24 protein-coding genes are annotated in these 24,864 nt (G+C 68.0%); 14 read left to right on the top strand and 10 right to left on the bottom strand.

The window, feature by feature from the left end; all coding sequences use genetic code 11:
* Positions 1-3: 3 nt before the first annotated feature.
* Positions 4-1,818, bottom strand: a complete 1,815-nt coding sequence (gene recQ, locus MJ605_RS02280; RefSeq protein WP_243039236.1) for a DNA helicase RecQ — start codon at positions 1,816-1,818, stop codon at positions 4-6.
* Positions 1,819-2,218: 400 nt separating this feature from the next.
* Between recQ and MJ605_RS02275 the strand changes: the two genes are divergently transcribed.
* A complete protein-coding gene (locus MJ605_RS02275; protein ID WP_425600956.1) occupies positions 2,219-5,101 on the top strand; it encodes a TonB-dependent receptor plug domain-containing protein in 2,883 nt (960 codons plus the stop codon).
* 75 nt (positions 5,102-5,176) lie between these two features.
* On the opposite strand, the gene MJ605_RS02270 is transcribed toward MJ605_RS02275, so the two are convergent.
* Positions 5,177-5,518 carry an MGMT family protein gene (locus tag MJ605_RS02270; protein WP_425600974.1) on the bottom strand — a complete coding sequence of 114 codons (342 nt, stop codon included), beginning with the start codon at positions 5,516-5,518 and terminating at the stop codon, positions 5,177-5,179.
* An 87-nt stretch (positions 5,519-5,605) separates the two neighbouring features.
* Here MJ605_RS02270 and MJ605_RS02265 point away from each other — a divergent pair, with 87 nt between their 5' ends.
* Positions 5,606-6,010, top strand: a complete 405-nt coding sequence (locus tag MJ605_RS02265; protein WP_243039233.1) for a type III secretion system chaperone family protein — start codon at positions 5,606-5,608, stop codon at positions 6,008-6,010.
* A 94-nt stretch (positions 6,011-6,104) separates the two neighbouring features.
* Here the strand turns inward: MJ605_RS02265 and MJ605_RS02260 are convergent, their stop codons facing one another.
* Both MJ605_RS02260 and MJ605_RS02255 read right to left on the bottom strand, forming a co-directional pair.
* Entirely contained in the window at positions 6,105-7,226 is a 1,122-nt protein-coding gene (locus MJ605_RS02260; protein ID WP_243039232.1) for an inorganic phosphate transporter, read from the bottom strand.
* 78 nt (positions 7,227-7,304) lie between these two features.
* Positions 7,305-7,934: a DUF47 domain-containing protein gene (locus tag MJ605_RS02255; protein WP_243039231.1), complete on the bottom strand. Its 630-nt coding sequence runs from the start codon at positions 7,932-7,934 to the stop codon at positions 7,305-7,307.
* A gap of 173 nt (positions 7,935-8,107) precedes the next feature.
* Between MJ605_RS02255 and MJ605_RS02250 the strand changes: the two genes are divergently transcribed.
* Positions 8,108-9,430: a hemolysin family protein gene (locus tag MJ605_RS02250; protein ID WP_243039230.1), complete on the top strand. Its 1,323-nt coding sequence runs from the start codon at positions 8,108-8,110 to the stop codon at positions 9,428-9,430.
* 116 nt (positions 9,431-9,546) lie between these two features.
* Here the strand turns inward: MJ605_RS02250 and MJ605_RS02245 are convergent, their stop codons facing one another.
* Complete coding sequence (locus MJ605_RS02245) at positions 9,547-10,314, bottom strand: RNA methyltransferase (RefSeq protein ID WP_243039229.1); 768 nt, start codon at positions 10,312-10,314, stop codon at positions 9,547-9,549.
* 144 nt (positions 10,315-10,458) lie between these two features.
* Here MJ605_RS02245 and MJ605_RS02240 point away from each other — a divergent pair, with 144 nt between their 5' ends.
* Positions 10,459-11,262, top strand: a complete 804-nt coding sequence (locus MJ605_RS02240) for an inositol monophosphatase family protein (RefSeq protein WP_243039228.1) — start codon at positions 10,459-10,461, stop codon at positions 11,260-11,262.
* A 123-nt stretch (positions 11,263-11,385) separates the two neighbouring features.
* Here MJ605_RS02240 and hda read toward each other — a convergent pair whose 3' ends face one another.
* The 3 genes from hda to MJ605_RS02225 form a co-directional block, all read right to left on the bottom strand.
* The gene (hda, locus tag MJ605_RS02235) at positions 11,386-12,090 is read right to left on the bottom strand and encodes a DnaA regulatory inactivator Hda (RefSeq protein WP_243039227.1); all 705 of its coding nucleotides are present in this window, start codon (positions 12,088-12,090) and stop codon (positions 11,386-11,388) included.
* Positions 12,087-13,262 (bottom strand): AI-2E family transporter, encoded by a 1,176-nt coding sequence (locus MJ605_RS02230; RefSeq protein WP_243039226.1) that lies wholly within the window; start codon positions 13,260-13,262, stop codon positions 12,087-12,089. Before MJ605_RS02230 ends, hda begins: the two co-directional genes overlap by 4 nt.
* A gap of 105 nt (positions 13,263-13,367) precedes the next feature.
* A complete protein-coding gene (locus MJ605_RS02225) occupies positions 13,368-14,348 on the bottom strand; it encodes a DUF2066 domain-containing protein (RefSeq protein WP_243039225.1) in 981 nt (326 codons plus the stop codon).
* A gap of 149 nt (positions 14,349-14,497) precedes the next feature.
* Between MJ605_RS02225 and purM the strand changes: the two genes are divergently transcribed.
* From purM to MJ605_RS02210, 3 genes are all read left to right on the top strand, one after another.
* On the top strand, positions 14,498-15,526 hold the full coding sequence (gene purM / locus MJ605_RS02220) for a phosphoribosylformylglycinamidine cyclo-ligase (protein ID WP_243039224.1): 1,029 nt from the start codon (positions 14,498-14,500) through the stop codon (positions 15,524-15,526).
* 77 nt (positions 15,527-15,603) lie between these two features.
* On the top strand, positions 15,604-16,269 hold the full coding sequence (gene purN, locus MJ605_RS02215; RefSeq protein ID WP_243039223.1) for a phosphoribosylglycinamide formyltransferase: 666 nt from the start codon (positions 15,604-15,606) through the stop codon (positions 16,267-16,269).
* A gap of 46 nt (positions 16,270-16,315) precedes the next feature.
* On the top strand, positions 16,316-17,032 hold the full coding sequence (locus MJ605_RS02210) for a DUF3108 domain-containing protein (protein ID WP_243039222.1): 717 nt from the start codon (positions 16,316-16,318) through the stop codon (positions 17,030-17,032).
* A gap of 139 nt (positions 17,033-17,171) precedes the next feature.
* Here MJ605_RS02210 and murA read toward each other — a convergent pair whose 3' ends face one another.
* Both murA and MJ605_RS02200 read right to left on the bottom strand, forming a co-directional pair.
* Complete coding sequence (murA, locus tag MJ605_RS02205; RefSeq protein WP_243039221.1) at positions 17,172-18,431, bottom strand: UDP-N-acetylglucosamine 1-carboxyvinyltransferase; 1,260 nt, start codon at positions 18,429-18,431, stop codon at positions 17,172-17,174.
* A gap of 43 nt (positions 18,432-18,474) precedes the next feature.
* Positions 18,475-18,714, bottom strand: a complete 240-nt coding sequence (locus MJ605_RS02200) for a BolA family protein (RefSeq protein ID WP_243039220.1) — start codon at positions 18,712-18,714, stop codon at positions 18,475-18,477.
* Between the two features lie 256 nt (positions 18,715-18,970).
* On the opposite strand from MJ605_RS02200, the gene MJ605_RS02195 reads away from it, so the two are divergent.
* The 7 genes from MJ605_RS02195 (at position 18,971) to hpf (ending at position 24,842) form a co-directional block, all read left to right on the top strand.
* Positions 18,971-19,981, top strand: coding sequence for a KpsF/GutQ family sugar-phosphate isomerase (locus MJ605_RS02195; protein ID WP_243039219.1), 1,011 nt, complete (start codon positions 18,971-18,973; stop codon positions 19,979-19,981).
* A 162-nt stretch (positions 19,982-20,143) separates the two neighbouring features.
* Positions 20,144-20,689 carry a KdsC family phosphatase gene (locus tag MJ605_RS02190; protein ID WP_243039218.1) on the top strand — a complete coding sequence of 182 codons (546 nt, stop codon included), beginning with the start codon at positions 20,144-20,146 and terminating at the stop codon, positions 20,687-20,689.
* The gene (lptC, locus tag MJ605_RS02185) at positions 20,686-21,354 is read left to right on the top strand and encodes an LPS export ABC transporter periplasmic protein LptC (RefSeq protein ID WP_243039217.1); all 669 of its coding nucleotides are present in this window, start codon (positions 20,686-20,688) and stop codon (positions 21,352-21,354) included. Before MJ605_RS02190 ends, lptC begins: the two co-directional genes overlap by 4 nt.
* Positions 21,245-21,856, top strand: a complete 612-nt coding sequence (lptA, locus tag MJ605_RS02180) for a lipopolysaccharide transport periplasmic protein LptA (protein WP_243039216.1) — start codon at positions 21,245-21,247, stop codon at positions 21,854-21,856. Before lptC ends, lptA begins: the two co-directional genes overlap by 110 nt.
* 3 nt (positions 21,857-21,859) lie before the next feature.
* Entirely contained in the window at positions 21,860-22,579 is a 720-nt protein-coding gene (lptB, locus tag MJ605_RS02175; protein WP_243039215.1) for an LPS export ABC transporter ATP-binding protein, read from the top strand.
* A 154-nt stretch (positions 22,580-22,733) separates the two neighbouring features.
* On the top strand, positions 22,734-24,197 hold the full coding sequence (locus tag MJ605_RS02170; RefSeq protein ID WP_243039214.1) for an RNA polymerase factor sigma-54: 1,464 nt from the start codon (positions 22,734-22,736) through the stop codon (positions 24,195-24,197).
* A 321-nt stretch (positions 24,198-24,518) separates the two neighbouring features.
* Entirely contained in the window at positions 24,519-24,842 is a 324-nt protein-coding gene (gene hpf, locus MJ605_RS02165; protein WP_243039213.1) for a ribosome hibernation-promoting factor, HPF/YfiA family, read from the top strand.
* The last annotated feature ends 22 nt before the right edge of the window (positions 24,843-24,864 follow it).

The raw sequence follows: 24,864 nt of genomic DNA, 5'->3' as shown, positions 1-24,864 counted from the left end.
GCGTCACTCCTGCGCGTTGATCACCGCCAGGAAGTCGCGCCCGTAGCGCTCGAGCTTGGCCGCACCCACGCCACTGATGGCCGCCAGTTCTTCCTCGTTCGAGGGCAATGCGCGCAGCATCGCCAGCAGGGTCGCGTCATGAAAGATCACGTAGGGTGGCACGCCGTGCTGCTTCGCCAGTTGCGTGCGCAGCTTGCGCAGGGCCTCCCATAGCGGCTGCTCGTAGGCCTCCACGCCCAGGCTGCCGCCGGTCACCAGCAGGCTGTCGCGGCGCTTGCGCACAGCGCGGACAGGTTGGGCGTCTTCGCGCAAGCGGACTTCGCGATTGCCTACCAGCACGTCGCGGCTGGCCTTGGTCAGCCGCAGCGTGCCGTAGCCTTCCGCATCGGCCTCCAGCAGGCCCATCGCCAGCAATTGGCGGAATACCGAACGCCACTGCTTCTCGTCCATGTCGGCGCCGATGCCGAAGGTGGAAAGACGATCGTGGCCAAGCTCGTCGACGCGCCCGCCGCGCTCGCCGCGCAGGATGTCGATGACGTGCCCCGAGCCATAGCGCTGCCCGCTGCGATAGACGGCGGACAAGGCCTTCTGCGCGGGCACGGTGGCGTCCCAGGTCCTTGGCGGTTCGATGCAGTTGTCGCAGCGTCCGCACGGCCCCTCGAACACCTCGCCGAAAGCCGCCAGCAACAGCCCACGGCGGCACTGCGTGGTCTCCGCATAGGCCAGCAGCGCCTCCAGCTTCTGGCGTTCGATGCGCTTGCGCGCGTCGGCCGATTCGGACTGGGCGATCATCTGGCTCATCGTCACCACGTCGGACAGGCCATAGATCATCCATGCATCGGCCGGCAGGCCATCGCGCCCGGCGCGGCCGGTTTCCTGGTAGTAGCCTTCCATGCTGCGCGGCAGGTCCAGGTGCGCCACGAAACGCACGTCGGGCTTGTCGATGCCCATGCCGAAGGCCACCGTGGCCACCATCACCAGGCCGTCCTCCCGCAGGAAGCGCCGCTGGTTCGCATGGCGCGTGGCCGCGTCCAGGCCCGCGTGATAGGGCAACGCATCGATGCCGGCCTCGGCCAGCCAGGCAGCCGTCTCGTCTACCTTGCGGCGGCTCAACGCATAGACGATGCCGGTATCCCCGCGCCGCTGCGCCAGGAAATCCGTCAGCTGGCGGCGCGCATTATGGCGCAACCCCACCCGGTAGCGGATGTTGGGACGGTCGAAGCTGGAGACGAACTGGCGCGCTTGCTGCAGTGCAAGGCGTTCGACGATTTCCTCGCGCGTACGCTCGTCCGCCGTCGCGGTGAGCGCAATGCGCGGCACCTCCGGATAGCGCTGGTGCAACACGGCCAGTTCGCGGTACTCCGGCCGGAAATCGTGTCCCCATTGCGACACGCAATGCGCCTCGTCGATGGCGAACAGGGCCACCTCCGTCCGTTCGAGCAGACCAAGGAAGCGCGGCGTCAGCAGCCGCTCGGGCGCCACGTACAGCAGGTTCAACTCGCCCGCCAGCAGGCGACGCTCCACCTCGCGCTGTTCTTCGGCATCCAGGCTGGAGTTGAGGTAGGCCGCCGCGACACCAGCCTCGCGCAAGGCATCCACCTGGTCCTGCATCAAGGCGATCAGTGGCGACACCACGATGCCGGTGCCTTGCCGCGCCAGCGCCGGTATCTGGTAGCAGAGCGACTTGCCGCCGCCCGTGGGCATCAGCACCAGCGCATCGCCCCCTTCGACCAGGTGTTCCACGATGGCCTGTTGCTGGCCGCGGAACTGGGTGTAGCCGAAAACGCTTTGAAGAATGTCCAGTACAGAAGGAAGCATGGGTGATCGCTATTGCCTTGAATCGCCGTGGCGATATTCAAAATGAACGGAATCGCATTTTCTTGCGATTTTCTCATCACCCCTAAATGGCTGCCATGTCATCACAATGTGAAAATCCCGTCTAAACGACTGTGTCACAGCCTTCACAACCATGCTAACGCGCTGTATTTGATGGAAATAGTTTCATACGTGACGAAAGTAGCGATGATTTGTTGACAATTTGTTATCGATCTACTTAAGGTCCAAGAAGGGAGGCAGGGGAGGATCGCAACTTCTTGCCGAATCAACAGGTGCCGGGCTCGTCATTAGACAGGCTCGCAGGCGGAGCCTTGCCTGTATCCCAGGTAATGCCACCGCAGCCTGCCATTCGTTGTTAACCACGATGTAGGGGAGTTCACACGTGAAGCCATTTGGAAATAGCAAGTTGGCCGTAGCCATCCGAGTCGGATTGGCCGTCGGCACGTTCGCCGCTGCCGGTACTGTGTTCGCACAGGATACCTCGGGCAACCAGTCCAGTCCCGATAACGCCAAGAAGCTCGAAACCGTCACGGTGACCGGTTCGCGCATCCGCAGCGTTGACGTCGAGACGGCCCAGCCCGTCATCAGCATCAGCCAGGCCGACATCCAGAAGACCGGCCTGACCAACGTCGGCGACATCCTGCAGAACCTGACCATCGCCGGCGAGCCCACCTTCAGCAAGTCTGCGGTGCTGCTGGCCAACACCGAGGAAGGCGGCCAGTACGTCAACCTGTACAACCTCGGCGAGAACCGCACGCTGGTGCTGGTGAACGGCAAGCGTTGGATGACCAGCCTCAACGGCTTCACCGACGTGTCCACCATCCCGGCCGCGCTGATCGACCATATCGACATCCTGAAGGACGGCGCCTCGTCCATCTACGGTTCGGACGCCGTCGCCGGCGTGGTCAACATCATCCTGAAGGACCACTTCGACGGTGCCGCGGTCAGCGGCTCGATCGGCCAGAACCAGGGTGGCGACGGCCGCCAGCAGGCCTATTCGTTCACCGTCGGCAGCACCGGCGAGAAGTCCTCGATCGTGTTCGCCGCCACGTACAACAAGACCGATCCGGTGTGGGCCAAGTCGCGCGACCTGACTGCTACCACTTACGGCCCGGACTATGGCATCTACGGCCTCAGCGGCACGGGTCCGTGGGGTCGCTTCAGCTATGACGGCAAAACCTACGTCCTCAACCATACCGGCAGCTGGAATGGCCAGGGTGTAGGCGCTGACTCGCGCGACCTCGCCAACTACCACCAAGGTGTGACGCAGGACGACTACTACAACCCCACCCAGCAGATGATGCTGCAGTTGCCCACGGAGCTGAAGTCGGTCTTCACCCAGGGCAGCTACAACCTGACCGACAACATCACGTTCAAGGCGACCGGCATGTATGCCGAGCGTGATTCGTCGACCCAGGTTGCCGGCTATCCGCTGACCAGCACCAGCCAGCCGAACTTCCCGGTCTACCTGAGCGGCGAGAGCTACTACAACCCGATCCCGGGCCAGGATCTGTCGTTCGCCCGCCGCATCGTCGAAATGCCGCGCGTCACCGACGATAGCGCCAAGTCCCTGCACTTCGACGGCGGCCTGGAAGGCGTGTTCCAGGTCGGCAGCTACACCTGGAACTGGGATGCCGGCTTCGACTACAACAAGTACGACATCGACCAGACCATCACCGGCAACATCAACCTGCTGAACCTGCAGAAGGCGCTGGGCCCGTCGTTCCTCAACAGCGGTGGCCAGGTGCAGTGCGGTACGCCGGACGCGCCGATCGCGATGAACCAGTGCGTGCCGTTCAACATCCTGGGCGGCCCGAGCGCCTCCACCTCGCAGGCGCTGAACTACATCGCCGCGCTGGAACAGGCCCGTCAGCAGTCGACCTCCAAGGATTTCACGGCCAACATCACCGGCGGCCTGTTCGAAATGCCGGGCGGCGCGGGCACCTTCAGCTTTGCGGCTGGTATCGAGCATCGCCAGACCAGCGGCTATGACTATCCTGACGAGATGGCCAGCGCCGGCTATACCACCGACCTCGCCGCCGGCCCGACCTCGGGCTCGTACACCACCAACGAGGCCTACATCGAGCTGAACATCCCGGTGCTGAAGGACCTGCCGGGCGCCAAGTCGCTGTCGTTCGACATCGCCAGCCGCTACTCGCACTACAGCAACTTCGGCAGCACGACCAACAACAAGTACAGCTTCACCTGGTCGCCGTTCGAGGACCTGCTGGTGCGCGGCACCTTCGCCAAGGGCTTCCGCGCCCCGACCCTGGGTGATCTGTTCGGTGGTGGCTCGCAGACCTTCGACGACTACACCGATCCCTGCGATGCCGTGTACGGCAGCACCAAGAACCCGACCGTGGCCAGGAACTGCGCGGCCGCGGGCCTGCCGGCCAACTTCCGCCAGGTCAACACGGCTGGCCAGCCGATCACGGGCCCGAACAACCAGAGCACCACGCCGTTCGTGACCGGCGCGGGCAACCAGTTCCTGCAGCCCGAGCACAGCACCACCCGCACGGCGGGCCTGGTGTACAGCCCGCACTACGTGGAAGGCCTGGACTTCACCCTGGACTACTACAAGATCAAGATCACCAACGTCATCACCGGCATCGGTGCCAACTACGTGCTTGATCAGTGCTACCAGTACTCGGTGCAGGACTTCTGCTCGCAGTTCCAGCGTGACGCCAACGGCCAGGTCGTGAACCTGCACGAAGGCAGCGCGAACCTGGGCTGGATCCAGACCTCCGGCTACAACTTCGCCGTGGGTTACCGCCTGCCGCAGTTCTCGTTCGGCCAGTTCAAGGTCACCCTGGACGCAAACTACCTGGACGAGTGGACCCAGGAGAGCGTGGCCGGTGCGCAGGCCATCAACTACGCCGGCCAGTTCTCCTATCCGAAGTGGCGCGCGAACGCGGGCCTGGACTGGCAGCTGGGCAAGTGGGGCGCCACCTGGGACGTGCGTTACTACGGCTCGGTGCTGGACGAGTGCTGGAGTGCCACCGAACACTGCAACATGCCCAACTACAACAGCGTGAACTGGGGCTACGGCCCGGGCGCGGACCGCATCGGCGCAATCGTGTTCAACGACGTGCAGGGTCGCTACGAACTGCCGTGGAAGGCCAACGTGGCGGTGGGTATCCGCAACGTGTTCAACAAGCACCCGCCAATCGAATTCCTGGCGGCCTCGTTCAACTCGTCGAGCTCGATCGATCCGGTGCTGGATCTGGGCCGTTACTTCTACGTCCAGTACAACCAGTCGTTCTAAGCCTGGCGGCCTTGCCGTCCATGAACCGGGGTCCGCAAGGACCCCGGTTTTTTTATGTGCGGAGAAACGAGGGGCTCAGCCGCCGGGCATGCCCCACAAGGCGCGATCGATGTCCGCGTCCAGCCCGAAGCTGGCCAGCGACACGCGCCCGTTGCGCACCTCCACGCCCTCCGCCTTGAGCCGGCGGCTTTGCTCGCGGAAGCCCTGGCTGCCCGGGGGGAAGGCGATCTGGCCGCTGGAACGCAGTACCCGGTACCAGGGCAGCTCCATCCCTGCCGGCACCTCGCCGAGGGCGCGCCCGACCAGCCGCGCCCTGCCCGGCAGGCCCGCCCGTGCGGCGATCGCGCCGTAGCTGGCGACACGCCCGCGCGGGATCGCCGCGATGGCGGCGTAGATGCGGGCATGCGCATCATCGATGGCAGGGTCCATGATCTTGAACAGCCTCTTTACACCGGGTCGTGGCACAGTAGCGAGGCTCGATCTGCCTGCCAAGGAGACCACGCCATGCATCATTTCGAAGCCGTGCGCTCCCATATCGGCAGCCTGCACCAGCTGCGCCACAACGACCCGTACCTGATCAGCTTCGACCTCACCCTGCCGCATGACCGCCACCAGGGCATCTACCTGGCCGAACTGGAAGACGAGGTGGGCCGACGCTACCTGCGCATCTCCACCCCCGTGGGCCCGCTGGCCGGCGCCGACCCGCGCCGCTGCCTGCGCTTCAACTGGGAGCAGCGCAACGGCTTCCTGGCCGTGGCCGACCTGGACGGCTCGCCCTACCTGCACCTGTGCGAGAACCGTCCCTACGAGCTGCTGGATGCGGCCGAGCTCAAGCGCCTGATCGAGGAGCTGGGTACCCTGGGCGATCAGCTGGAGCGCATCGTCGCCGCCGGCGGCGACGCCCTGTAGGCGCAAGCCTAGATCGTGGCCAGTCGTCGACAGGACTGTCGCGCATGGGATGCGCTCCCACAGCGTGGCGGGGGCTCAGAGCCTGTTCACGATCTCAGAACAACGCCGCCAGCCGCACGAAGCCATAGGCCAGCAGGGCGGTGATCGGCAGGGTCAGGATCCACGCCCACACCATGCGCTCCACCACCGACCAGCGGATGGCGCTCCAGCGCTTGGCCGCGCCCACGCCCATGATCGAGGCCGACACGTTGTGGGTGGTGGAGACCGGGATGCCGAACGCCGACGCGGTGAGGATCACCATCGCCGAGCTGCCCTCGGCCGCGAAGCCGTTGATCGGATGCAGCTTGACCATCTTGTGGCCCAGCGTCTTGATGATGCGCCAACCGCCGCCGGCGGTGCCGCCGGCCATGGTCAGCGCGCACAGCACGGCCACCCACGCCGGCACGTCGAAGCCGCCCTCGCTGGAGCCATGGATGCGCAGGAAACCCAGCCATGCCGGCAGGTGGTCGAGCTGGCCCGCCGCGGTGGCGCCAGCCAGGGCCAGCGCGATGATGCCCATGCTCTTCTGCGCATCGTTCATGCCGTGGGCCAGGCCCATGGCGCTGGCCGAGACGATCTGCGCCTTGCCGAAGAACGCGTTGACGAACGGCGTGCGGCCAAACCGGCGCAGGAAGCCCTGGCGGCTGGAGAACCAACTCAGCAGGGCATAGATCGCCCCCATCAGCAGGAAGCCGATCACGAAGCCCATCAGCGGCGACACCACCATCGGCATCACCACCTTGGGCAGCACGCCCTTGCCCTCCCACCAGTGCGCGCCGCCCTGCATCCAGATCACCGAGGCGAAATCATTGCCCGAGGCGGCGATGGCCGCGCCAACCAGGGCGCCGACCAGGGCGTGGCTGGAACTCGACGGCAATCCCAGCCACCAGGTGATCAGGTTCCACGCGGTGGCGGCCAGCAGGGCGCAGATCAGCAACTGCGGCCCCGCCTCGATCACATGGGTATCGATCAGGCCGGCCGCGATGGTCTTGGCCACGGCGGTGCCCCACAAGGCGCCGACCAGGTTGGTGGCGGCCGCCATCAGCACGGCCTGGCCGGGACTGAGCACCTTGGTCGCCACCACCGTGGCGATGGAATTGGCGGTGTCGTGGAACCCGTTGATATAGGTGAAGGCGAGCGCGATGAGCACGACGACGATGGCAAGGCCGATGCTCATGCACGGACCTCGCGCGCGACGGCCTGGACCCGGCAGGCGGCCGGGCGACGCGACTGGATGGGCGTCATCGGGCCGGCCTCAGGAGTTCTTCAGCACGATCGAATAGACGGTGTTGCCGACGTCGCGGCACTTGTCGATGGCTTTCTCGATCAGCTCGAACAGGTCCTTCGCCAGCATGGCGCGCATGGCATCGTTGCCTTCCACATACAGGGTGCGATACGGCGACAGCAGCATGCGGTCGCCCTCCGATTCCAGCGTCTGCATGCGGTCCTGCAGCTTCTTCACCGGATCGATGCGCAGGCCGCGGCGCAGTTCGCCGATCATCTCCGACACCACCTCGGTGGCCCGCTCCAGCACCAGCGCGCGGGCACCGAAATCCACGTCCGCGACGCGCGCGGCCACGATCTCGTAGCGCTCGGCGAATTTCTCGATGGTCTTGGGGATCTTGTAGAGCGCGGAGTTCAGCGCCTCGATATCCTCGCGGTCCAGCGCGGTGACGAAGGTGTTCACCAGTTCCTCGCTGATCTGCCCGGCCAGTGCCTTCTCCCTGGCGCGCGCGGCGGCAAAGGCGGCCATGACCGGTGCGTGGTCCTTATGGGTCACCAGTTCGTGCAGGGCCTTGGCGCTCTCGCGCGCCGCCTCGGCGCTTTGCTCGAGCAGGCCGTAGAACTTGTCGCCTTTGCCGAAAATCGTTTGCAATGAAAACATGCAGTTATTGCCTGGGGTGCGAGGACCGAAATGACAGATATGTTACAGGACGCGCCTGCCGCGCCGCATCACGGCCGCTCAGCCCGGTCTGTCGCACCCACCCCTGCGCCATGGCTTGGCCTTACACTGCGTCTCATGTACAAACGCGACCACCTTGGCGAACGGCCGCCCCGATGCTGACCGAGATCGTCACCGTCATCGTCCTCTCGCTGTTCAACGGTTTCTTCGCGCTCTCGGAGATGGCGCTGGTCGCCTCGCGCAAGACCCGCCTCAAGCAGATGGCCCGCGACAGCCGCCGCGCCCGCGCCGCCCTGCGCCACGCCGAGGCGCCAGAGCGCTTCCTTTCCACCGTGCAAGTGGGCATGACGCTGGTGATCCTGGTCACCGGCGCCCTGGCCGGCGACGCGCTGGGCGACCATATCGCCACGGCCATCCATGGCGGACGCGCGGCCTGGATGGAACCCTACGCCAGAATCATCGGCCTGGTGCTGGGCTTCGCGCTCATCTCCTTCATCCAGATCGTCATCGGCGAACTGGTGCCCAAGCGGCTGGCCCTGTCCGCGCCGGAAGTGATCTCGGGCCATGTAGCGATGCCGATGCTGCTGCTGTCCCGCATCGCCGCCCCCTTCGTATGGCTGCTGAACTTTTCCAGCGGCGCCCTGCTGCGCCTGCTCCGCGTGCGCAGCCGCGGCAGCGACGTGGCGACGGAAGAGGAAATCCGCCTGCTGGTGGCCGAAAGCGCCGAGCACGGCGTGCTCGACCTCGACGAACGCAACATGGTCAACCGCGTGCTGCGCCTGGGCGACCGCACCGTCGACAGCGTGATGACGCCGCGCACGCGCATCGTGTGGCTCGATGCTTCGGCCAGCCACGAGGAGAACGAGGAAATCCTGCGCAGCACGCCTTATTCGCGCTACCCGGTATACCGGGGCGACGAGAGCGACATCGTGGGCGTGGTGGAAGTGAAGCGGCTGCTGCGCGGCTACGCCGAGGGCAAGCCGGACGTGTTCGGCCAGTTGGCCAAGCCACTCTACGTCCCCGCCACCGCGCGCGCGCTGGACCTACTGGAGGAGTTCAAGGACGCCGAGACCCAGCTCGCCCTGGTGGTGGACGAATACGGCGACATCGTGGGCCTGGTCACGCTGAACGACCTGCTCGCCGCCATCGTGGGCGCCACCCAGTTGGGCGGCGGCGGCCAGGAGGAACATCCGCCGATCGTGCAGCGCGAGGACGGCAGCTGGCTGATCGACGGCTCGCTGTCTACCGACGACCTGCGCGAACTGCTGCATGTGGACGCCCTGCCCGGCGAGGAAGAACACGAATACCGCACCGCCGCCGGCATGGTGATGGCCGCGCTGGGGCATATCCCGCAGACCGGCGAGTCGTTCGAATGGCGCGGCTTCCGGGTGGAGGTGATGGACCTGGACGGCGCTCGCATCGACAAGCTGCTGGTCAGCCGCAAGCCGGCTGTCGATGTGGAGGAGGATGGTTTTTGATGAGGGGATCGCCTGGGGGGCGCGCACGCACCGGGTGCGTTCCTATAAGGAGGTTTGCGCGACCACAACCGACGATACGGTAGGAGCGCACCCAGTGCGCGACTGCCCCAAGACCCTCACCCCTTTTCCAGCTTCCCACTCGCGATCGCCGCCATGCGCTGCGCGTCGGCCAGGATGCCATGCAGCACGCGCAGTTCGCGCTCGTCCGGCTGGGCACGCTGGAACAGCTTGCGCAGGCGCAGCATGATCGTGGTCGGCGCGCGGCCCTTGTGGAAGTCGATGTCGTCCAGCGCCTGGGCAAGATGCTCGAAGAAACGCTCCATCCGCGCCGCGTCGGCGGGCGGTTCGGCATCGGCGCGCACCGGCGCCGCCACCTCGCCCAGCGAGGCCACGCGCAGTTCGTAGGCCATCACCTGAACCGCCTGCGACAGGTTCAGCGAGCTGAAGTCGTCCACGCTGGGGATACGCACCATGGCGTGGCAGCGCGCCAGTTCCTCGTTCTCCAGCCCGGTGCGCTCGTTGCCAAACACCAGCGCCACCTGCTCGCCGCGCGCGGCCGCCACCAGCGCCCGCCGGGCCGCCTCGCGCGGGGTGATCTCCTCCAGGTCCACACCCCGGCGCCGCGCGGACAGCCCCAGCGCCAGGCTGGTGCCAGCCAGGGCCTCGACCAGGCCCTCGCTGACCATGGCGTTTTCCAGCACGTCGTCCGCCCCCGCGGCCAGTGCCGAGGCCTCACGGTCGGGGAACCGGTGCGGCGCCACCAGGGCCATGCGATGGAAGCCCATGGTGCGGATGGCGCGGGCCGCGCTGCCGATATTGCCCGGGTGCGAGGTGCGCACCAGCACGTAGCGGAGGCGGTCGGCAAGGTCGGGCGGGGCGGTCATGGGCTGGCGGATGGCGGCAAACGGCCGCCAAGCTTGGGAACCGCCGGCCGCCCTGTCAAACCGCCACCCTCGCCGGACCTGAACAAAGGCGCCGCCTCTGCTAGACTTCGCGACCGCAACCCCGTTCTTTTGAAAGCCGAAGCCATGCCAAGACCCGCCGTCAATGTCGCGGTGCGCGCCGCGCGCGCCGCAGGAAACATCATCCTGCGCTACATGAACCGTATCGACGGACTCAACGTCGTCGAGAAGCAACGCATGGACTTCGCCTCGGAAGTCGACCGCCTGGCCGAAGCCGAGATCATCAAGGAACTCAAGCGCGCCTACCCCACCCACGCCTTCCTTGCCGAAGAAGGCGGCACGGCCGGCAAGGGCCCGCTGGTATGGGTGATCGATCCGCTCGACGGCACCCACAACTACCTGCGCGGCATTCCTCATTTCTGCGTGTCGATCGCCCTGCTCGACAAGGGCGAGCCGGTCTACGCGGTGGTATTCGACCCGCTGCGCGACGAGCTGTTCACCGCCAGCAAGGGCGACGGCGCCTACCTCAACGACCGCCGCATCCGCGTCGGCCGCCGCGAGGGCCTGGGCGGCGCGATGATCGCCACCGGCTTCCCCTACCGCCAGCGCTCCCACCTGGATGCGCAGCTGGCCATGACCCGCGCCATGCTCGGCCAGGCCGAGGACATCCGCCGCTCCGGCTCGGCCGCGCTGGACCTGGCCTATACCGCCGCCGGGCGCTACGACGGTTTCTTCGAGATCGGCCTGAAGCCCTGGGACATGGCGGCCGGTGCCCTGCTGGTGCGCGAGGCGGGCGGCCGCTACTGCGACTTCGCCGGCCGCGACGGCATCCCCGAGAGCGGCAACATCGTCGCCGGCAACCTGCACGTGGCGCAGGCCATGGTCGATGCGATCAGCGCCAACGCCACGCCCAGGCTGCTGATGGCCTGACCCGTCGAAAGAAAGGCGCCGCAAGGCGCCTTTTTCGTATCGATGTCCTGTGGGAGCGCCCCTTGTGCGCGACTGTGGCCGGCCTGTCGCGCACAGGGGGCGCTCCCACAGTGTTTCGTTTCCTCAGGCTCCCGGCTCCGCCTCTTTCAGCAACCCGCGCAGGAACGGCACGGTGATACGCCGCTGCGCCGCCAGCGAGGCCTGGTCGAGGCGATCGAGCAGGTCCAGCAGGGCGCCGAGGTCGCGGGCGTAGCGGTTGAACAGCCAGTCCAGCACGGTGTCGTCCAGCTCGATGCCGCGCGCGGCGGCCTGCTGGCGCAGCACGGCGCGGCGCTCGGCGTCGTCCAGCGGCTTGAGCAGGGCCTGCTGGCAGGCGCCCAGGCGCGAGCGCAGGTCCGGCAGGCCCAAGCCCAGTTGCGCGGGCAGCGCCTCGGCGGCGAACAGCAGGGCCGCGCCTTCCGCCCTGGCGCGGTTGTAGATGTCGAACAGCGCGTGTTCCGCCTCGCGGTCGCCAGCGATGGCGCCCAGGTCGTCCAGCGCCAGGAATTCGCTGCCGGCCACGCCCCGGATCGCCGCCGCGCGGTCGCGCAGGCCGGCCAGTGGCAGGTACTGCACGGTGCGGCCGTGCTCGAAGGCCGCCTGGCAGGCCGCCATCAGCAGGTGGCTCTTGCCGCTGCCGGCGGTCCCGGCCAGGTAGAGCCAGGGCGTGCCGGACCCGCGCGCCAGCTGCTCCACGGCCGCCAGCGTGGCGGCGTTGGCGCCGGGATGGAAATGTTCGAAACGCTGGCGGCGGGGCCAGCGCAGGGCGAGCGGCAACTGCGGGATCATGCGGGCGGTGCTGCATCCTTGTCGGCACGGTCGACGAGCGTGCTGGTTTTCACGGTACCCTCGGGGGTGTCCACCTCGATGTCCACCTCGGTGAGCACCGGGTCACCGCTGCCCTCCTCCGTATAGAGGTCGCTCTGGCGGTAGCGCTCGGCCAGGTAGCGCAGCAGCACCAGGATCACCGAGGCCGCCGGCAGGGCAAGCAGGATGCCCAGGAAGCCGAACAGATAACCGCCGGCCAGCACCGCGAAGATCACCGCCACCGGATGCAGGCCGATCTTCTCGCCCACCAGCCGCGGCACCAGCACGTAGCCTTCCAGCAGCTGCCCGGCGGTGAAGATGCCCACCACGATCAGCACGTGGTTCCAGTCGCCGTACTGCACCAGCGCGGCGACCAGGGCCGAGCCGAAGCCGACGATGAAACCCAGGTAGGGCACGAAGCTCAGCAGGCCCGCGACCATGCCGATCAACGGACCGACCGACAGCCCCATCACGGTCAACGCCACGCCATAGAAGATGCCCAGCGCCAGCATCACAGCCAGTTGGCCGCGCACGAAGGCACCCAGCACGCTGTCGGCCTCGCGGGCCAGGTGCGCGATGGTGGGTTCGACCGAGCGCGGCAGCATGCGGTCGATCCAGGCCACCAGGCGGTCCCAGTCGCGCAGCAGGTAGAACGCCACCACCGGGATCAGCACCAGGTTGGTCAGCCAGGACAGCACGCCGATGCTGGAGCGGGAAATCTTGCCCAGCACGGTGGAGGCGGCGTCGCCGATGGAACCCAGATGCGACTTGAACTGGTCCACCAGCCGGTCGACATCGAAGGCGTTGGGGTCCAGGTGCAGCTTGGCTTGCAGCCAGGGCAACGCCACGTTGACGGTCCAGTCCCCGTAGCGCGGCAGGTTCTGCACCAGGTTGTCGATCTGCCGGGAGATCAGCGGGATCAGCAGCAGCAGCGCGCCCACGGCGATCAGCAGCAGCACGATGAACACGATGCTCACCGCCAGCGTGCGGCCCAGCCCCAGGCGCTGCAGCCGGTCGGCCAGCGGATCGCCCAGGTAGGCCAGCATGCCCGCGATGGCGAACGGCATCAGCACCGGCGCCAGCAGCCAGAGCACGTACAGGATGACGGCAGCGATCGCCAACATCTGCCAGCGGCGTGAGGTGTCATGCGTCATCGGGGCACGTCGTCGGGTGGAGTGAGTCAGTGTGGCCCATGCGCCCTGGCATCGCCAGCGCACCCGGGCGGCACGCCGCCTGCCGGCGGCGCAAGGCGGGACGCCTCAATGGATCCAGCGCAGGCTGGCGTCCGCGCCGCCATGCGCATCGCCGACCAATAGGCGTCCGCCGGCCGACAGGTTGGTCGACAACGCATCCATCGGCAGGCTGGACTTCACCGCGAACAGGATGCCATCGCCCTGCGCGGCCACGGTGCCGACCTGGCGCACCGACGGGTCGGCGCGCAGGGTAGCCAGCAGGTTGGCGTAGTCGGTGGCCGAGTTGACCTGGGACACCCACAGCTTGCCGTCCACCGCGGCCGCGCCGATTACGTTCAGCTGCTTGCCCAGGCGGTCGGCCAGGCCGTTGCCGGCATCGGCCAGCACGGCCGCCGTGCTGGCGCCATTGTTGTTCCAGCGCTGCTGCGGGCCACCGGACACCAGCACCCAGTCGGCGCTGTTGCCGTGCAACTGGCCCAGCAGGATCAGGCCGGTCTTGTACTGGCGTGCCAGCTCGGCCACCTGGTCCGGCCCGGCGCTGCTGGTATTCGGCGTATCGGCGGTCTTGCCCGGGTCGGCCAGCGTCGTGGCGTAGCCGCGGGCGGCCACCGCCTGGGTCAACGCGGCCAGGGCGTCGCGGGTCAGCACGCTGCCGTCCTCGTCGCGCACCACCAGCAACACCGGCGGCCGGGGACCGGCGCTGGCCACGCCCAGTTGGGACACGGTGCGCTGCACCGCGGCCTGGTCGAAGGTCACCTGCAGGCTCAGGCCAGTGGCGGCCCGCTGGTACTGGTACTGCTGCACGATGCCCGAAGCCCCCTTGAGCGCATCAGCATAGCCCGGCTTGCCGCTCAGGTCCTGGCCGCCGGAGGTGCGCGCCAGCACCTGGGCCAGCGCGTCGCCGAAAGCGTTGTTGCGCGCCCCGTCGCTGGTATCGGCCACCGATACCACCACCGTATACGGCGATACCTGGCCCTGCGCATGCGCGGACAGCAGCGGGGCGAGGCCCAGCACGAGACAGACGAGCAGCAGGCGGGACAGGCGCATGGGGAGCGAATCCGGAGGGGAAACGCGGGGAAGTCTGCCCAATCCGGCCCGCAGCGTCCATCGAACCGGGCGCATTCCGGATGGCGGCCCCGGCAAAGTACACGCCCACGCTGCTACAATTCGATGTTTCTCCTCGCCGGGTTGCCCTCATGTCCGACGCCCTCACCTACCGCGCCGCCGGCGTCGACATCGATGCCGGCAATGCCGTGGTCGAACGCATCAAGCCGCTGGTCAAGCGCACCTTCCGCCCCGAGGTGATGGGCGGCCTGGGCGGCTTCGGCGGCCTGTTCGACCTGTCCGCCCGCTACCGGGAGCCGGTGCTGGTCTCCGGCACCGACGGCGTGGGCACCAAGCTCAAGCTGGCCCAGCAGCTGGGCCGCCACGACACCATCGGCATCGACCTGGTCGGCATGTGCGTCAACGACGTGCTGGTGCAGGGCGCCGAGCCGCTGTTCTTCCTCGATTACTTCGCCACCGGCAAGCTGGACGTGGAGACCACGGTGGCCGTGGTCGGCGGCATCGCCAAGGGCTGCGAGCTGGCCGGCTGCGCGCTGATCGGCGGCGAGACGGCCGAGATGCCGGACATGTACCCGCCGGGCGAATACGACTTGGCCGGCTTCACCGTGGGCGCGGTGGAAAAGTCGCGGCTGCTCACCGGCGAGGCCATCGCGGCCGGCGACGTGGTGCTGGGCGTGGCCTCCTCCGGCCCGCATTCCAACGGCTACTCGCTGGTCCGCAAGATCCTCGAGCGCGCCGGCAACCCGCTGGACCTGGACCTCGGCGGCGTGACCCTGGCCGACGCCCTGATGGCGCCGACCACCATCTACGTCAAGCCCATGCTGGAGCTGTTGGCGAGCCAGCCGGTGCACGGCATGGCCCACATCACCGGCGGCGGCCTGAAGGAGAACATCATCCGCGTGGTGCCGGACGGCCTGGGCATCCGGCTGGATGCCGCCGCCATCGTGCTGCCGCCGGTGTTCGACTGGCTGATGCGCGAGGGCAACGTGGCCCGCGAGGAAATGTGGCGCACCTTCAACTGCGGCGTGGGCTTCACCGTGATCCTGCCGCGCGACGCCGCCGATGCCGCCTCCGCCCTGCTCGCCAGGCACGGTCTGGCCAGCGCGGTGATCGGCGAGATCGTGGCCGCCCAGGGCGACGAGCGCGTCCACATCGGCTGAGTAGTACCACGCCATTCCTCCAACCGTCATCCCGGCACTGGCCGGGATGACGAGAGACAGATCGGTCTCGCATCGACATGCCTAGCCCACTTCGCGTCGCCGTGCTCGCCTCCGGCCGCGGCAGCAACCTGCAGGCCCTGATCGCCGCCCGCGACGCTGGCACGCTGCCGGTCGATTTCGCCGTGGTCGGCAGCGACAAGGCCAACGCCGGCGCGCTGGCGCTGGCGCGCGGGGCCGGCATACCTACCTTCGCGCTCGATCCCAAGGCCTTCGGCAGCCGCCGCGAGTTCGACGCCGAACTGTTCCGCCGGCTCGATGCCAGCGGCGCCGACGCGCTGGTGCTGGCCGGCTTCATGCGCATCCTCGACGGCGAGGCGCTCACGCCCTGGGTCGGGCGCATGATCAACATCCACCCGTCCCTGCTGCCCAAGTACCGCGGCCTGCATACCCACCGCCGCGCTCTCGAGGCGGGCGACGCCGAGCACGGCGCCAGCGTGCACTACGTGACGGCCGAGCTCGACGGCGGCCCGGTGATCGCGCAGGCGCGCATCGACGTCCGGCCCGGCGACGACGAGCACGGGCTGGCGCAGCGCCTGCTCGGCGTCGAACACCAGCTGTTGCCCGCCGTGCTTCGCCTGCTCGCCGCACGGCGCCTGGCGCTGCTGCCGCCCCACGGCGTGGCGCTCGATGGCCGTGCGCTGCCGGCCCCGCTGCAACTGCGCCACGGCGAACTGGTCGACTGAGCGTCCCTACAAGTCGTTCAGGCTGAACACGTAGACTGCGGTCCCCATGACCCAGCCCACTACCCTTCGCATCCTCGCCGCCGGCCTTGTGCTGGCCTTCGCTACCACCACCGCCGTGGCGGCCACCGCGCCCGCGCCATTCACCGCGACCTACCGGGTATCGCAGGGTGGCCAGGAAATCGGCCAGGCCGTGGTGACGCTCAAGCCCGCCGGCAACGGCCAGTGGGAATACCGCAACCAGACCCAGGGCACAGCGGGCCTCGCGGCCGCGCTCGGCGCCAACTCCTCCGAGACCACCCGGTTCCGCTGGAACAACGGCGCGCCGGAAACCGTCAGCTACGACTACAGCATGGACGCCGGCTTCAAGACCAAGCAGCGCCATACCGAGGTGGACTGGTCCACCAACCAGGTGACGGTGAACGACGGCAAGGGCCCGATGAACTATGCCGGCGCCCCCGGCTTGGTCGACCGCAACACCATGCCCTACGCCATCGGGCTGGCGCTGCGCGACGGCAAGCAGGCGCTGGCGCTGCCCGTCGCGGTGAAGCGCAGCGTGGAAACCCAGCAATTCAAGGTGGCTGCCAAGGAAGCCGTGAAGGTCCCCGCGGGCAGCTTCCAGACCGAGCGCGTCGTGCGCAACGACAGCGACAATGCCTTCAGCGCCTGGTATGCGCCGCAGAAGTATCCGATGCCGGTGAAGCTGGCGCAGGGCGACGGCGGCAATCTCACGCTGGAACTGGTGAGCTACAAGAGCGGCAACTGAAATCCCGCCGTCTGCCTGTAGGAGCGCACCCAGTGCGCGACCGACGAGGCGATGGCTGTCGTCGGTGGTCGCGCACTGGGTGCGCTCCTACAAGGGAAGCGAAAAGAAGGCCGCTTTCGCGGCCTTTTTCGATCCATCCTCAGGACGGCAACCGGCGGATCCTGGCGCCCAGCGTGCCCAGCTTTTCCTCGATGTTCTCGTAGCCACGGTCGATGTGGTAGACGCGGTCCACCGTGGTGTCGCCCTCGGCGACCAGGCCGGCCAGCACCAGGCAGGCGGAGGCGCGCAGGTCGGTGGCCATGATCGGCGCGCCGCTCATCTTCGGCACGCCCTTGATGATGGCGGTATTGCCTTCCAGGCGGATGTCCGCGCCCAGGCGCTGCAGTTCCAGCGCATGCATGAAGCGGTTCTCGAACACCGTCTCGGTAATCACGCCCACGCCCTCGGCCACGCAGTTGAGCGCAGTGAACTGCGCTTGCATGTCGGTGGGAAACGCCGGGTACGGCGCGGTGGTGATGTTCACCGCCTTGGGCCGGCGGCCACGCATGTCCAGCTCGATCCAGTCCGCGCCGGTGTCGATCTGCGCGCCGGCCTCCTCCAGCTTGCACAGCACCGCGTCCAGCGTGTCGGCGCGCGCGTTGCGGGCGCGCACCTTGCCGCCGGTCATCGCCGCGCCGACCAGGAAGGTGCCGGTCTCGATGCGGTCGGGCAGCACCTCGTACTCGGCCCCGTGCAGGCGGTCCACCCCGTGGATGGTGAGCGTGGACGTGCCGACGCCCTCGATCTGCGCGCCCATGGCGATCAGGCAATGCGCCAGGTCCACCACTTCCGGCTCCTGCGCCGCGTTCTCGATCACGGTGGTGCCCTGCGCCAGCGCGGCGGCCATCATGATGTTCTCGGTGCCGGTCACGGTGACCATGTCCATCGCGATGCGCGCGCCCTTCAGGCGGCTGGCGCGGGCACGGATGTAGCCATTTTCCACGGTCACCTCGGCGCCCAGCGCCTGCAGGCCGCGGATGTGCTGGTCCACCGGGCGCGAGCCGATCGCGCAGCCGCCCGGCAGCGATACCTCGGCCTCGCCGAAGCGGGCCACCAGCGGCCCCAGCACCAGGATCGAGGCGCGCATGGTGCGCACCAGGTCGTAGGGCGCGAAGTAGCGGTCGGTGGGGCGCGGGTCGACGTGCATCTTCATGCGGTCGTCCAGCACCAGTTGCGTGCCCATCTGGCCTAGCAGCTCGATGAAGGTGGTGACGTCGTGCAGGTGCGGCACGTTGCTGATCGCCACCGGCTCCTCGGCCAGCAGGCAGGAAGCGAGGATCGGCAGCACGGCGTTCTTGGCGCCGGAAATGCCTACCTCGCCGTGGAGCGGCTCGCCGCCACTGATCAGGATCTTGGCCATCGAAAGTCCTTGCGAAAGAGGGTGCCGGGACCGCCGCGCCGCCTCAACGGCGCGCGGCGACCTCCGCGGGAGTGAGCGTCTTGAGGGCCAGCGCGTGGATCGCACCGCCCATGAGATCCCCCAGCGTGGCATAGACCAGGCGGTGCCGCGCCAGCGGCAGCTTGCCGGCGAACTGCTCGGCCACCACTTCGGCCTCGAAGTGCACGCCGTCGTCGCCGCTCACGGCCGCCCGCGCACCGGGCAGGCCTTGTTCGATCATTGCCTGGATGGTGGCAGCGTCCATGGGTTGTTCCAGTTGCGGGGTTCTCGTCAACGGTGTGGAGCTCCGCGCCAGCGGAACCCAACAGCATCGACTATGACGTTAAAATGCGAATATGCCATGGTAATGGAAAACCTCTGTCGCAGAAACGACACGAGCTGGCGGCGGCCTCCTTCCCGCGGACGCCACCGACCGCCAAGATCATGATTTGACGGGATATCCCGCACCGTCGCCGCCATTCAGGACCATGACGACCTGCTGGCCCTGCACCCGAGGACACATGAACGCCCACGCCGCCACCGCCAGCCATCACGCGCTCGACGCCGACTCCATCGTGCGCAACGCGCGCACCGTGATCGCCACCGAGGCGGCCGCCATCCGCGCCCTGGAGCCCCGCGTCGGCCCCGAGTTCGTCGAGGCCTGCCGGCTGATCTTGGGCTGCTCCGGGCGCGTGGTGGTCACCGGCATGGGCAAGTCCGGCCACGTGGGCCGCAAGATCGCCGCCACCCTGGCCTCCACCGGCACGCCGGCCTTCTTCGTCCATCCGGGCGAGGCCAGCCATGGCGATCTGGGCATGATCCTGCCGCAGGATGTGGTGCTGGCCCTGTCCAACTCCGGCGAGACCGACGAGGTGCTGTTCATCCTTCCCGTGATCAAGCGCCAGGGCATCCCGCTGATCGCCATCACCGGCAATGCGCAGTCCTCGCTGGCCGAGCAGGCCAACGTGCACCTGGACGCCAGCATCGCCGCCGAGGCCTGCCCGCTGGGCCTGGCCCCCACCGCCAGCACTACCGCGGCGCTGGTAATGGGCGATGCCCTGGCCGTCGCCCTGCTGGAGGCGCGCGGCTTCACCTCGGAGGATTTCGCCCGCTCGCACCCGGCCGGCAGCCTGGGACGCCGCCTGCTGCTGCACATCAGCGACGTCATGCATACCGGCGAAGGCATCCCGGCGGTACCGCCCAATGCCACGCTGACCGAAGCGCTGATGGAAATGACCCGCAAGCACCTGGGCATGACCGCGGTGATCGACGCCAGCAAGCACCTGCTGGGCGTGTTCACCGACGGCGACCTGCGCCGCGCGCTGGACGACGACGACCTGGATCTGCGCGGCGCCACCGTGGCCGAGCTGATGACCCGCGGCCCCAAGACCATCAGCGCGGACAAGCTGGCCATCGAGGCGGCCCAGCTGATGGAGAAACACCAGATCCACGCCCTGCTGGTGGTCAACGACGAGCAGCAGGTGGTGGGCGCGCTGAACATTCACGATCTGCTGCGCGCACGCGTGGTGTGATCCAGGGGGTTGGGAGATGGGTAGCGGGGGCGCAAGCATGCATGCCCGCCACCCGGGCGAGTGCACCATTGCTTCCCGCCATGCGTTCATGACATGCCCCGGCATCCGGTTTTCGTGCCCGCCCCCATCCCCCTCCCCTTTGACTACCGACGGTCCCCGCCAGTGCCCAGCTACCTCTCCGACCTCCCCGCCGACGTCCTTGCCCGTGCCGCCAAGGTCCGCCTCGCCATCTTCGACGTGGACGGCACGCTGACCGACGGCCGCCTGTGGTACGCCGAGGACGGCCATGAGACCAAGGTGTTCCACGTGCACGACGGCCTGGGCCTGAAGCGGCTGATGGCCCATGGCGTGCAGGTGGCCATCATGTCCGCGCGCATCAGCCATCCGGTGGCCCTGCGCGCGGAGGAACTGGACATCGCCCACGTCTACCAGGGCCAGGGCGACAAGCGCGCCTGCCTGCAGCAATTGCTGGAAGCCCTGGCGCTGGCGCCGGAGCAGGCGGCCTTCGTCGGCGACGACCTGCCCGACCTGGCGCCCATGCGCGATGTCGGACTGGCCGTCGCCGTGGCCAACGCCCATCCCTGGGTGGCCGAGCAGGCCCATTGGCGCACCCGCCTGAACGGCGGCCAGGGTGCGGCGCGCGAGGTAGCCGACATGATCCTGCTCGCCCAGGGCAAGGCCGGCGCCGAGCGGGAGCGCTGGCTGTGAGCCTGCGCACCTACCTGCGCGACCGCGGCCTGCCCGTGGCCATCGTCCTGGTCGGCCTGGCCACCGGCGCGGCCCAGATGCTGTACTGGTGGCTGGCGCCCGCCCCCCGGACCAACGACTTCGTGGGGCCGCCCCGTTCGGGCTACACGCTGACCAACTTCCGGCTGTGGTCCTACGACGTGGATGGCCAGCCCAGCTTCCAGATGGTCGCCCCGCACCTGGAACGGCGCGAGAACGACGAGTCGCTGTACATCAACACGCCCAAGTTCGAGCTGCCCTCCAACCAGCCGGGCGTGCCGCCGTGGCTGGGCGATTCGCTCTACGCCTGGGTCGACAAGAGCGGTACCCTGCTCAAGCTGCAGGGGCCGGTCTACATGCACCGGGCGGCTTTCGGCGACACCGACGCGGCGGAAATGCATACCTCCGAGGTGACCGCCTGGCCCAAGGAAAACCGCATGGTGACGGATGCCCCGGCGCACATGAAGCAGGGCGCACGTACACTTAACGGGGTCGGCATGCGTGCCAACCTCAACACCAATCATCTGGAGCTGTTCGATGAAGTCACCGGCTCGTTCCCGCCGCGCCCCAAGAAGTCCCAAGCTGCACCTCGGCCTGCTGTGCCTGGGGCTGCTCGCCCTGCAGCCGGCGCTGGCCAAGCAGGATGACCGCAACCAGCCGATGAACTTCTCGTCCAAGTCCATGGACGGCTTCAACGCGCCCAACACCATCACCACCCTGACCGGCAGCGTGGTGGCCACCCAGGGCACCATGAAGCTGACCGGCGACCTGGCCAAGCTGTACCTGGACGCCGACACCCAGGTGTCGCGCGCCGTGGTCACCGGCAAGCCGGCGCACATCGAGCAGCTCGACGACGCCGGCAACCTGATGCAGGGCGACGCCGCCCAGCTCGACTACGACAACATCAACGGCATCGCGGTGCTTACCGGCAACGCGGTGGTGCGCCAGCAGGGCCGCGGCGAATTCCACGGCGAGAAGCTCACCTACAACACGCAGACCGCGCTGATTACCGGCGAGGCCGGCGGCGACGGCCTGGTGCACGGCGTGATCCTGCCCAAGCAGAAGCCGGGCGCCCCGGCGCCCGCGCCGGCCAAGCCCGCCACCACCCCGGCGCCGCAGCCCGCCACCAAGCCGGCCGAGGGCCACTGATCGATGCTTTCCGCCGAAGGTCTGCAAAAAAGCTTCAAGGCACGCCAGGTCGTGCGCGACTTCGCCTTCTCCATCCGCGAGGGCGAGGTGGTCGGCCTGCTCGGCCCCAATGGCGCGGGCAAGACCACCTGCTTCTACATGGTGGTGGGCCTGATCGAGGCCGATGCCGGCGTCATCAAGCTGGACAAGCAGGACATCACCGGCCTGCCCATGCACCAGCGCGCCAAGCTGGGCATCGGTTACCTGCCGCAGGAAGCCTCGGTGTTCCGCCGCCTCAGCGTGGCCGACAACATCATGGCCGTGCTGGAGCTGCGCGAAGGCTGGGACGAGAAGCGCCGCGCCAACGAGCTGGAAAGCCTGCTGGACGAGCTGAAGATCGCCCACATCGCCGACCAGAAGGGCATCAGCCTGTCTGGCGGCGAGCGCCGCCGCGTGGAGATCGCCCGCGCCCTGGCCGCCCATCCCCGCTACATGTTGCTGGACGAGCCGTTCGCCGGCGTGGACCCCATTTCGGTGGGCGAGATCCAGCGCATCGTGCGCCACCTCAAGGAGCGCGGCATCGGCGTGCTCATCACCGACCACAACGTGCGCGAGACGCTGGGCATCTGCGACCGCGCCTACATCCTCAACGACGGCGAAGTGCTGTCGCGCGGCACCCCGGCGCACATCCTGGCCGACGAGAAGGTGCGCGAGGTCTACCTGGGCCGCGAATTCCGCCTCTAGCCGGAACACAGCCGCCCCGGTCGCTGTCCATGACAACCATCGCGCCCCGGCCGCCGCAGTCGTCCGGAGCTGCTACGCGGTTCCGCCTTTGACCTATGGCCGACCCCGGGGCCAGGAGTTAGGATGACCTCGACGTTCATCCTACCCGGCTGGCATGAAACCCGGACTGCAGTTTCGACTCAACCAGCAGCTCACGCTGACCCCGCAGCTGCAGCAGGCCATCCGCCTCCTGCAGCTGTCGCAGTTGGAGCTGGAGGCCGAGTTGCGGCAGATCGCCGAGAGCAATCCCCTGCTGGAGTTCACCGACGACAATCCGGAGAACGCCGACGGCGACGAGCGCGAGATCATCGAGCCGGTGCCGGCCAACGGCGCCGGGACCAGCGCCAGCGACACCGTCGATGACGCCGAGGCGCCCGAGTGGAGCGATGGCGATGGCGCCGGCGAGGACCCGATCGATTTCTCCGGCGGCGGCGCGTCCTCGCGCAACGGCGCCAGCCACGACGACGACAACTTCGAACCGCAGAGCGCCGCCCCGGAAACCCTGCAGGAACACCTGCTGTGGCAGCTCAACCTGAGCCACATGAGCGTGCGCGACCGCGCCATCGCGGCGGTGCTGATCGACGCGCTCAACCCGGACGGCTATCTCACCGAAAGCATGGAATCGCTGCTCACGGCCCTGCCCGGCGACCTCAAGGCCAGCGCCGCCGAGGTGGAGCACGTGCGGCGCATGCTGCAGCGCTTCGACCCCACCGGCGTGGCCAGCCTGGACCTGCGCGACTGCCTGCGCGTGCAGTTGGAGCAGTTCGATCCCGACACGCCGCAACGCGAGCTGGCCTTGCGCATCGTCGACAGCGAGCTGGAACTGCTGGCCCGCAACGACATCGCGCGCCTGGCGCGCAAGCTGCGCGCGAGCGAGGACGAGACCGCCGCCGCCGCGGTGTTGATCCGCAGCCTCGATCCGCGCCCCGGCGCGGCGCTGGACGTCACCCCGGTAGAATACGTGGCGCCGGACGTCTATGCCCGCAAGGAAGGCGGCCGCTGGCGCGTCAGCCTCAACCCGGATTGCCAGCCGCGGCTTGGCCTGAACCAGCATTACTGCGGACTGATCGCCCAGGCGCGCGGCACCGACGCGAGCTGGATGCGCGGCCAGTTGCAAGAGGCTCGCTGGCTGATCAAGAGCCTGGAATCGCGCGCCGAGACCCTGCTCAAGGTGGCCGAGGCCATCGTGCGCCGGCAGAGCGCCTTCCTCGACTACGGTCCCGAGGCCATGCACCCGCTGGTGCTGCGCGAGGTGGCCGAGGAAGTGGGCATGCACGAATCCACCATTTCCCGCGTGACCACGCGCAAGTACATCCACACGCCGCGCGGCACCTTCGAACTCAAGCATTTCTTTTCCAGCGGCGTGTCCACCGAGGACGGTGGCAGCGCGTCGGCCACCGCCATCCAGGCCATGCTGCGCAAGCTGGTCGATGCCGAGGACCCGCGCAAGCCGCTGTCCGACCAGGCCATCGCGGAGGAACTGCATCGCAAGGGCATCCAGGTTGCCCGACGCACCGTCGCCAAGTACCGCGAGGCCATGCGCATTCCCAGCTCCAGCGAGCGCCAGCGCGCCGGCTAGGCGCACGGCGGCAACCCGCCGGCATCGGGAAGGCACCTACCGCTGCGGCAAACGGCCCCGGGAACTTGGCGGCGGAAAAATCGTCCTCATCATCATGGACGGGACGATCCCGGGTGACGGCCGCCGTCATGGCACGTTGTAAAGGTTTGCATAACGCGGATGCCCCCGATATGGGTGCATAGTGACCATCACGACTTGGTGAGGAGGCCGGACACGTTCCACTCGACATTCCCAGGGCTTTCAAAGGTGCCCCGCCGCGTCCGCCGCGGCCTGCGCACCGACCCCAGCCGCGTCGGCGGCGAGTACCAGAGGAGGCGCAACATGCAAGTTCAGCTCAGCGGTCAGCAGATCGAAGTCACCCCGGCGCTAAGAGACCACGTGAACAGTCGGCTCGACCGCCTCAACCGCCTCGATGACCGGATCCTCGGCCTCAGTGTCGTGCTCTCCGTGAACAAGCTGCAGCAGCGCGCCGAAGGCACGTTGACCGTGTCGGGCTCCACCCTGCACGCAGAGGCCCTGGAGAACGACATGTACGTCTCCATCGACGTCTTGTTCGACAAGCTGGTGACCCAGTTGCGCAAGCACCGCGAGAAGATCTGCGACAAGCACCAGCGCGCCGCCCGCGAGGAACGCAAGTACGGCTGATCCCGCCCCGGCCCGCCCGTCC

This window comes from Dyella sedimenti (assembly GCF_022760995.1).
Taxonomy (GTDB): domain Bacteria; phylum Pseudomonadota; class Gammaproteobacteria; order Xanthomonadales; family Rhodanobacteraceae; genus Dyella; species Dyella sedimenti.
This window is presented reverse-complemented; position numbering and strand designations above follow the sequence as displayed.